This is a genomic window from Piscinibacter sp. (genome assembly GCF_050175855.1).
In the GTDB taxonomy this organism is placed as follows: domain Bacteria; phylum Pseudomonadota; class Gammaproteobacteria; order Burkholderiales; family Burkholderiaceae_C; genus Piscinibacter.
The window spans coordinates 1-8,591 of sequence record NZ_JBFXIO010000219.1 but is presented as its reverse complement, the minus strand read 5'-3'; the positions used below and the strand labels follow the sequence as shown (position 1 = coordinate 8,591).

Sequence of the window (8,591 nt, the reverse complement as noted above, 5' to 3'; positions counted from 1 at the left end):
CCACGACGAGTCCACGAAGGTGTCCATCGTGTCGGTCTCGCGGCGCGCCGGTTGGCCGCACTTCGGGCAGGCGACCTTCAGGAAGCCCTCGCACTTGTTGAGCGGGTTGCCCGAACCGTCGGGGATCAGGTCTTCCGGCAGCACCACCGGCAGGTCCTTCTCGGGCACCGGCACGGATCCACAGTCATCGCAGTGGATGATCGGGATCGGCGTGCCCCAGTAGCGCTGGCGGCTGATGCCCCAGTCGCGCAGCCGCCAGGTGGTCTTCTTCTCGCCCAGGCCCTTGGCCGCGAGCGCCTTGGCCACGGCATCCACCGCCTGCGCGTACGTCAGGCCGCTGTACAGGTCGGAGTTGACCGTCACGCCGCGCGTCTTGTCGGCGTACCACTCCTGCCAGTGGTCGTAGCTGAAGTGCGGCTCGCCGTCGACATGGATGACCTGCAGGATGTCGATGCCGTACTTCTTCGCGAAGGCGAAGTCGCGCTCGTCGTGGCCGGGCACGCCCATCACCGCGCCGTCGCCGTAGCTCATCAGCACGTAGTTGCCGACCCAGACGGGAATCTTCTCGTGCGTCAGCGGGTGCTCGACCACCAGCCCGGTGGGCACGCCCTTCTTGTCCTGCGTGGCCAGCTCGGCCTCGGTGGTGCCACCGGCCTTGCACTCCTCGAGGAAGGCGGCCACGGCGGGGTTCGAGGCGGCCGCGTGCAGCGCCAGCGGATGCTCGGGCGCGACGGCGCAGAAGGTCACGCCCATGATGGTGTCGGCGCGCGTCGTGAAGACGTACAGCCGCCCGCCGCCGATCGGCGCACCATCGCTGCCGCGAATGTCGTGCGGGAAGGCGAAGCGCACGCCCTCGCTCTTGCCGATCCAGTTCTCCTGCATCAGCTTCACGCGCTCGGGCCAGCCGGGCAGGTGCTGCTGCACGTGCTCGAGCAGTTCCTCGGCGTACTGGGTGATCTTCAGGTAGTAGCCGGGGATCTCGCGCTTCTCCACCGGCGCGCCCGAGCGCCAGCCGCGGCCGTCGATCACCTGCTCGTTGGCCAGCACGGTCTGGTCGACCGGATCCCAGTTGACCACCTGTGTGCGGCGCTCGGCGATGCCGGCCTCCAGCATCTTCAGGAACAGCCACTGGTTCCACTTGTAGTACTCGGGCGAGCAGGTGGCGACCTCGCGGCTCCAGTCGATGGCCAGGCCCATGGCCTGCATCTGGCCCTTCATGTGGGCGATGTTGTCGTAGGTCCACTTCGCCGGCGGCACGCGGTTCTTCATGGCCGCGTTCTCGGCCGGCAGGCCGAAGGCGTCCCAGCCCATCGGCATCAGCACGTTCATGCCCTTCATGCGCAGCTGGCGCGTGAGCATGTCGTTGATGGTGTAGTTGCGCACGTGGCCCATGTGCAGCTTGCCGCTGGGGTAGGGCAGCATCGAGCACGCATAGAACTTCGCCTTGCGCGGATCCTCGGTGACGCGGTAGGCGTCGGCGGCGGTCCACGCGGCCTGGGCGGCGCGCTCGATCTCGGAGGGCTTGAAGTCGGGGCTCATGGGCGGGCGCTGCGGCGCTTCTGCAAAGGCGATCGATTATAGGAAGCGCCCCCTCGTGGGCGCCCTCCCCACACCGCTCGGTGCCGGGCTCAGCGCGAAGGGGCTTCGGCGACGAAACCGACGCGGCTCAGGCCGCCTTGCTGCACCATGCCGATCAGCTCGGCCACGCGGCCGTAGGGCACGCTGCGGTCGGCGCGCAGCTGCACTTCGGTGGCCGGGTTCAGGCGCGCCGCGTCTGCCACGCGCGCACGCAGGGTCTCGTCGTCGACCGGCGCGCCGGCCACGAACAGCTGGCCCTGCGCGTCGATCGCCAGCTCGATCGACTGCGGGGCGTCGCTCGGCTGCGTGCCTTCGGCGCGCGGCAGGTCCAGGCGCAACGCCGAGCTCATCAGCGGCGCGGTGATCATGAAGATCACCAGCAGGACCAGCATCACGTCGATCAGCGGCGTCATGTTGATGTCGCTCATCGGCTGGGGGCCGGAGCTGCGCTCGAGGCGGCCGAACGACACGTCAGGACTCCTCGGCGGTGGCGGTGAACATCTCGCGCAGGTCGTGCGCGAAGCCCTCGAGCTCGGCCTCGCAGGCACCGACGATCTTGCCGAAGACGTTGTAGGCCAGCACCGCGGGGATGGCCACCGCCAGGCCGGCAGCCGTCATCACCAGCGCCTCGCCGACCGGGCCGGAGACCTTCTCGATGGTGATCGCGCCGGCCGCCGAGATGGCGACGAGCGCGTGGTAGATGCCCCAGACCGTGCCGAACAGGCCGATGAAGGGCGCGGTGCTGCCGATCGAGGCGAGCAGCACTTGGCCGTACTGCAGCTGCGCGAGCACGGCGTGCAGCGCATCGCGCAGACGCCGGGTGAGCTGCGAGGCCAGTTGCCCGCGCGACTCCAGCGTGCCGGCGCGGGCACTCGCCGTGGCGGCGGCCAGCAGCGGCCGCAGCGCCCCTTCGCGGTCGAACGCGGCGAGCTGGCGCTGACCGTCCTCCAGCGTCGGCGCGGCCCAGAACGCCGGCACGGCGCGGGCGATGTCGTGGCGCACGCGGCGCAGCAGCCAGGCCTTCCAGACGATCAGCACCCAGGCGGCCACCGACATGAGCAGCAGCAGCACGGCGACGCCGCGCGTGATGAGGTCGCCCTGCTCCCAGAAGTGCTGCAGGCCGCCCATGCGCCTACGCGAGCCCGAGCACGGCATCCATGCCGTACAGGCCGCTCGCCTTGCCGGCCAGGAAGCGCGCCGCGCGCAGGCTGCCCTGTGCGAAGTTGGCGCGGCTGGTGGCCTGGTGGCGGATCTCGACGCGCTCGCCGGTGCCGGCGAACAGCACGGTGTGATCGCCGACGATGTCGCCGCCGCGCACGGTGGCGAAGCCGATCGACGACGGGTCGCGCTCGCCGGTGATGCCTTCGCGGGCGTACACGGCGCAGTCCTTCAGGTCGCGGCCGACCGCCGCGGCCACCACCTCGCCCATCTTCAGCGCGGTGCCGCTGGGCGCATCCACCTTGTGGCGGTGGTGGGCCTCGATGATCTCGATGTCGTAGCCTTCCTTCAGCGCCTTGGCCGCGACCTCGAGCACCTTGAGCACGACGTTCACGCCCACGCTCATGTTCGGCGCCAGCACGATGGCGTTGGCCGCGGCGTAGGTGGCGATCTGCGCCTTCTGCTCGTCGGACAGGCCGGTGGTGCCGATGACCGCCTTCACGCCCAACTCCCGGCAGGCGGCCAGGTGGGCCATCGTGCCCTCCGGCCGGGTGAAGTCGATCAGCACCTGCGCGCCGGACAGCCCTTCACGCAGGTCGGCGGTGATCTTCACGCCGCTGCTGGCGCCGAGGAAGGCGGCGGCGTCCTGGCCGATGGCGGGGCTGGCCGCGATGTCGAGCGCGCCGGCGAGCACCATGTCGTCGGCGCCGCGAACGGCCTCGATCAGCATGCGGCCCATGCGTCCTGAGGCGCCGGCCACCGCCACGCGCAGCGCGCTCATCGCGGGCTCTCCAGCGGCGGGTAGCTGCGCGTCGGGCCGAGCGGCTCGGAGGCCGGTGCGGCGGGCTTCTCGGGCACCGGCAGCGCCTTGACCTGCTCGTCGGTCAGCGCCAGCACCGGCGCCTTGCGCGAGGTCTTGAAGGTGTCGATCGAGGCGACGAACTCGCGCTCGGCGGGCAGTTCGCCGCTGGTGTCCAGGCTCTTGAGCGCGTCGCCCTCGAACAGGGCGACGATGCGGCGCAGCTGCGGTTCGGCACCCTGGCGCCGGATGGTGAAGACGTAATCCCAGCGGTCGCCGTGGAAGGCGTCGGCCAGCAACGGCGAGCCGAGGATGTCGCGCACCTGGGCGCGCGACATGCCGGGCTTGACCAGCGAGACCTGCTCCTTGGTGACGACGTTGCCCTGCACCACCTCGACGCGGTAGGGCGTGATCACGCCGAGGATGTTGTCGGAGGACTGCAGCGAGGCGCAGCCCGAGGTGGCGAGCGCGGCGGCCAGCAGGCACGCGGCGCGGCGGAAGGCGAAGGGCATGGTGGCTTTGGGGCCGCGCGCCGAGGGCGCGCCAACCTCGATATGATCGCCGGATTCTAGCGTTCGGCATCGTCCGGGCCGACCCCACCGCGTGCTGCCATGACCCATGCCGACGAGCTGAAGAACAGCGGCCTGAAGGCCACCCTGCCGCGCATCAAGGTGCTCGAGGTCTTCCAGAAGGGCCTGCAGCGCCACATGAGCGCGGAGGACGTCTACAAGCACCTGCTCACCGAAGGCGCCGACGTCGGCCTGGCCACGGTCTATCGCGTGCTGATGCAGTTCGAGCAGGCCGGCATCCTCTCGCGCAACCACTTCGAGGCCGGCAAGGCGGTGTTCGAGCTCAACGAGGGCAAGCACCACGATCACCTGGTGTGCATGGACTGCGGCCGCGTCGAGGAGTTCTTCGACGCCGAGATCGAGAAGCGCCAGAAGGCCGTGGCCGTCGCGCGAGGCTTCGAGCTGCAGGACCATTCGCTGGCCCTCTACGCGGTGTGCACCAAGAAGAACTGCCCGCATCGAAGCAGGTAGGGCCGGCGCCGGGCCGCCCCAAGCCGGACGGCGCCCCTTGGGGGCAGGAGCGAAGCGACTGGGGGGCTCGGATTACTCGGAAGCCTTGAGCATCGCCTTCTGGTGGCGCTCGATGAACTCCTGGTAGGTGTCGATGCCGCGCAGCTGCAGGATGGTGTTGCGCACCGCGGCTTCCACCAGCACGGCCAGGTTGCGGCCGGCGTCCACCGCGATCACCGCCTTGCGCACCTGCACGCCGAGGATCTCCTCGTACAGCGGCTCGTAGGGCAGGCGCTCGAACTCGCGGTCCATCGTCTCCTTGCGCACCAGGTGGACGATGAGCTTCAGCCGCATCTTCCGCCGCACCGCCGTCTCGCCGAAGATGGCCTTGATGTCCAGCAGGCCGATGCCGCGCACCTCGAGCAGGTTGAGCAGCAGCTCCGGGCAGCGCCCTTCCAGTGCGGTCTGCGAGACGCGGTAGAGATCGACCGCGTCGTCGGCCACCAGACCGTGGCCGCGCGAGATCAGTTCCAGCCCGAGCTCGCTCTTGCCCAGGCCCGATTCGCCGGTGAGCAGCACGCCCAGGCCGAGGATGTCCATGAACACGCCGTGGCGCGTGGTGCGCTCGGCGAAGTGCTGGCTCAGGTAGCCGCGCACCACGTCGATCACGTGGCCGGCGGACTCCGCGGTCGAGAACAGCGGGATCTCGGCGCGGTCGCACATGGCGACCAGCTTGTCGGGCGCCACCTGCGCGTCGGCGACGATCAGCACCGGCGGCTCGAGCGTGACGATGCGCGAGATGCGGCGCTCGGCCACCTCCGGGGTCGCCTCGTTCAGGTAGGCCACCTCGCGGCGGCCGACGATCTGCACCCGGTACGGGTGGATGTAGTTCAGGTAGCCGACCAGGTCGGCGGCCGACTGCGCGTTGCGCACCGCGGCCTCGTCGAAACGCCGCTCGGGGTGGGCGTGACCGGCGATCCACTCCCACTGCAACGCCTGCCGGTGCTCCTCGAAGAGCGCCTCGGCGCTGATGACGCTGGGCTTCACGGGGGTGTGCTTCGCGGCGGGGCCGTCAGGCCACCGACTTCAGCGGTTCCCAGTTGGAGATCAGTTCGTGCACCTTGGCCGCGTCGGTCTCGGTCTTCAGCCGTTCGCGCAGTTCGCGGTCGGACAGCATCTCGGCGATCTCCGAGAGGATCTCCAGGTGGCGCTGCGTGGCCGCCTCCGGCACGAGCAGGAAGATCAGCAGCAGCACCGGTTCGTCGTCCGGGGCGTCGAAGGGGATCGGCTGGCGCACGCGGATCACCGCGGCCAGCGGGTTCTTCAGGCCCTTGATGCGGCCGTGAGGGATGGCCACCGCATGGCCCAGGCCGGTGGAGCCCAGCCGTTCGCGGGCGAACAGGTTGTCGGCGACGATGGCCCGGGCGATGGCGTGCTGGTTCTCGAACAGCAGGCCGGCCTGCTCGAACACGCGCTTCTTGCTGGTGGCGTCCACGTCCACGAGCACATTGCTGGCGGGCAGGATGGCGGCGAGGCGATTCATCGGTGATTCGTTCGACCCCGCGGCTCGTGGCCGCGGCAGCCTCTGGGCAAGTGGCGAGTGACGGGATTATGAAGTCGCGTGCCGAACAGGGTCTCGTCCGCAACGCGACATGAGCGACATTCTGCGCCTGCTGCTGCGTCGCAGCAACGCGCGGCATCCCTGGTTCACGGGCGTCAGCGTGCCACGGGCATGAAAAAGCGGCCCCTCGGGGCCGCTCGGTTCGCAGCCAGGCGCCTCAGGACGCCGACTGCTCAATGCGCTTGGCCGCCACGTGGTGGTGGTCCTGCACCTTGTCCTTGTGGCGGCAGACCTGCCGGTCCAGCTTGTCCATCAGCATGTCGATGGCGGCGTACAGATCCTCGTGGGACTGCTCGACGAAGATGTCCTTGCCCTTCACGTGGACGGTGACTTCGGCCTTCTGGCGGCGCTCCTTCTCCTTCAGCTTCTCCACTGACAACAGCACGTTGATGTCCACCACCTGGTCGAAATGGCGGGTGACGCGATCCAGCTTGGTGAGCACGTACTCTCGAAGAGCCGGTGTCACTTCGAGGTGGTGACCGCTGATCGTCAGGTTCATGTGTACTCCTTTCACGGGGGTGGGGGAGGCCGGGAAGCGGGAATTCGGGAGGTGGGATGGGGCGGACGCCGCGCACATCGGGCCGGAACCGTCAAACCCAGTGTGCTCCCGTTCCCCGGGCCTGACAAGCCAACCACACCGCTGTAAACGGATTGCCGCGCACGAGGGCGATGGCCCTCGAAACGGGCCTCTGACTCCGTGCTTTCCCCGGGCTGCCGGCCGCTGCGCGCGTGACGGGTGCCACGAAAGTCGCGCCGTCAGTGGGTGGACTTAAATGCTACAAATGATTAAAGTGCTCTCACGGAGTGGCCAAAATGCACGCAACACTGTCGGAATTGCTGGAAAATCTGCAACCGGGCATGCTCTGGTTGTCCCGCGACGGTCTGGTCCGGTTCGCCAATACCCAGGCCGTGGCCAAGCTGCGCCTGAACACCGGCTCGCGCGTCCAGGAGCCCACGCTGATCAATGCCGTCAACGGCACGGTGATCGAGCAGAGCGCCCGCGTGGTGACGATCAGCGGCCAGCCCGCCGGCCCTGGCGAGCCCGCGCCCGAGCTGCGCTGCAAGGTGCTGCCCGGCCTGTCGCGCGACGACGCGATGGTGCTGGTGACCGACAGCGCCGACGAACACGCGGCCGTCGGCTTCGACAACCTGATGATGGTGATCCGCTCCGACCTGCGCGACCCGCTGCGCGAGCTGAACAGCGCGTTGCTGATGGCACGCAACGACCGCGACGTGCATGCCCTGGACGCGCTGTGCGACCAGGTCGACGAGGTCACGCACGTGCTCAACAAGCTGATCGACCTGGCTGCCGTGTGGGGCAGCGAATCGCTGATGGCCAACGACCGCATCGAGCTGTGGCCGCTGCTGCAGCAGGCCTGGGCCAAGGTCGAGCCGCTGGCGCGCTCGCGCAACCTGAAGGCGCGCTTCACCGCCCAGGGGCCGAAGACGCAGCTGGCCGCCATCTACGGCAGCGAGCACTGGCTGCTGCGCGTATTCGTCGAGTGCCTCGAGGCGGCGATCCGCGCCGCGCGCCCGGGCGGCATGCTCGACATCGAGCACCGCCAGATGGGGCCGCGCGCGCTGATCGTGCTGCGCGACAGCGGCGCCTTCGTCGCCGCCAAGGCCGAGTCGACGCCGATGGAGTCCGGCGGCTCTCGCGCCGCCACCGCAACCCAGGCGGCGCGGCTGGCCTCGCGCGACATGATCGGCCTGAAGCTGTGCCAGCAGATCGTCGCCCAGCACGGCGGCCAGCTGCGCGAGGAGCACGACGACGGCCAGCGCAACTTCCTGATCGACCTGCCCACCGGTGCGCCCTTCCGCAACGAGGCCACCGCGATGGACATCGCGCAGGCCCAGGTCTACGCGCGCGACCTCGCCGCCCTGATGGCGCGCCGGCGCGACAGCCGCGCGGCCCAGACCCCCTGATCCCCCGAGAGGAATGCACCATGAAGAAGATCCTGATCGTCGAAGACCAGCCGGACATCCGCAAGCTGATCCGCATGACGCTGGAGTTCGAGGACTACGAGATCCATGAGGCCGCCGACGGTGCCTTCGGCCTGCGCATGGCCTCGGCCGTCGGCCCCGACCTGATGCTGCTCGACGTGATGATGCCCGGCGAGCTCGACGGGCTGCAGGTCTGCCAGCGCATCAAGTCCGACGACAAGCTCAAGCACATCAAGGTGGTGCTGCTGACCGCCCGCGGCCAGGCCCGCGACCGCGAGGCCGGGCAGCAGGCCGGCGCCGACGACTACCTCGTCAAGCCGTTCAGCCCGCTGCAGCTGATCGAGACGATCGACCGCCGGGTCGCCACGGCCTGTGCGCCGCAGTCTCAGACCCGGACGCACCGATGCTCGCCCACACCGCCGCCGACACCGACAGCGCCTACGCGCCCCTGGGCCTGGCCGACCCGGCCCAG

The 8,591-nt window shown here is 69.5% G+C and carries 10 protein-coding genes and 1 pseudogene; 3 read left to right on the top strand and 8 right to left on the bottom strand.

Annotated features, from left to right (window positions below; all coding sequences use genetic code 11):
• From leuS to AB7U92_RS16250, 5 genes are all read right to left on the bottom strand, one after another.
• On the bottom strand, positions 1-1,539 hold a 1,539-nt coding region (leuS, locus tag AB7U92_RS16270; RefSeq protein WP_428579026.1), incomplete at its 3' end, for a leucine--tRNA ligase.
• A gap of 89 nt (positions 1,540-1,628) precedes the next feature.
• Positions 1,629-2,048 carry an ExbD/TolR family protein gene (locus AB7U92_RS16265; RefSeq protein ID WP_428579023.1) on the bottom strand — a complete coding sequence of 140 codons (420 nt, stop codon included), beginning with the start codon at positions 2,046-2,048 and terminating at the stop codon, positions 1,629-1,631.
• A 1-nt stretch (position 2,049) separates the two neighbouring features.
• The gene (locus AB7U92_RS16260) at positions 2,050-2,706 is read right to left on the bottom strand and encodes a MotA/TolQ/ExbB proton channel family protein (RefSeq protein WP_428579020.1); all 657 of its coding nucleotides are present in this window, start codon (positions 2,704-2,706) and stop codon (positions 2,050-2,052) included.
• A 4-nt stretch (positions 2,707-2,710) separates the two neighbouring features.
• Positions 2,711-3,517: a 4-hydroxy-tetrahydrodipicolinate reductase gene (gene dapB, locus AB7U92_RS16255; protein ID WP_428579017.1), complete on the bottom strand. Its 807-nt coding sequence runs from the start codon at positions 3,515-3,517 to the stop codon at positions 2,711-2,713.
• Positions 3,514-4,047, bottom strand: coding sequence for an outer membrane protein assembly factor BamE (locus tag AB7U92_RS16250; protein WP_428579014.1), 534 nt, complete (start codon positions 4,045-4,047; stop codon positions 3,514-3,516). The genes dapB and AB7U92_RS16250 overlap by 4 nt, the downstream gene beginning before the upstream one ends.
• A 99-nt stretch (positions 4,048-4,146) precedes the next feature.
• On the opposite strand from AB7U92_RS16250, the gene fur reads away from it, so the two are divergent.
• Positions 4,147-4,575: a ferric iron uptake transcriptional regulator gene (gene fur, locus AB7U92_RS16245; protein ID WP_428579011.1), complete on the top strand. Its 429-nt coding sequence runs from the start codon at positions 4,147-4,149 to the stop codon at positions 4,573-4,575.
• A 72-nt stretch (positions 4,576-4,647) separates the two neighbouring features.
• Here the strand turns inward: fur and hprK are convergent, their stop codons facing one another.
• From hprK to hpf, 3 genes are all read right to left on the bottom strand, one after another.
• Positions 4,648-5,601: an HPr(Ser) kinase/phosphatase gene (gene hprK / locus AB7U92_RS16240; RefSeq protein ID WP_428579008.1), complete on the bottom strand. Its 954-nt coding sequence runs from the start codon at positions 5,599-5,601 to the stop codon at positions 4,648-4,650.
• Positions 5,602-5,626: 25 nt separating this feature from the next.
• Positions 5,627-6,097: a PTS sugar transporter subunit IIA gene (locus AB7U92_RS16235; protein ID WP_428579005.1), complete on the bottom strand. Its 471-nt coding sequence runs from the start codon at positions 6,095-6,097 to the stop codon at positions 5,627-5,629.
• A gap of 235 nt (positions 6,098-6,332) precedes the next feature.
• The gene (gene hpf / locus AB7U92_RS16230; protein WP_428579001.1) at positions 6,333-6,674 is read right to left on the bottom strand and encodes a ribosome hibernation-promoting factor, HPF/YfiA family; all 342 of its coding nucleotides are present in this window, start codon (positions 6,672-6,674) and stop codon (positions 6,333-6,335) included.
• Between the two features lie 359 nt (positions 6,675-7,033).
• Here hpf and AB7U92_RS16225 point away from each other — a divergent pair, with 359 nt between their 5' ends.
• Together AB7U92_RS16225 and AB7U92_RS16220 are read left to right on the top strand one after the other, a co-directional pair.
• Positions 7,034-8,101, top strand: coding sequence for a sensor histidine kinase (locus AB7U92_RS16225; RefSeq protein ID WP_428578998.1), 1,068 nt, complete (start codon positions 7,034-7,036; stop codon positions 8,099-8,101).
• 20 nt (positions 8,102-8,121) lie between these two features.
• Positions 8,122-8,484 (top strand): annotated as a pseudogene (locus AB7U92_RS16220) (response regulator transcription factor); the annotation flags it as partial.
• Positions 8,485-8,591: the final 107 nt, after the last annotated feature.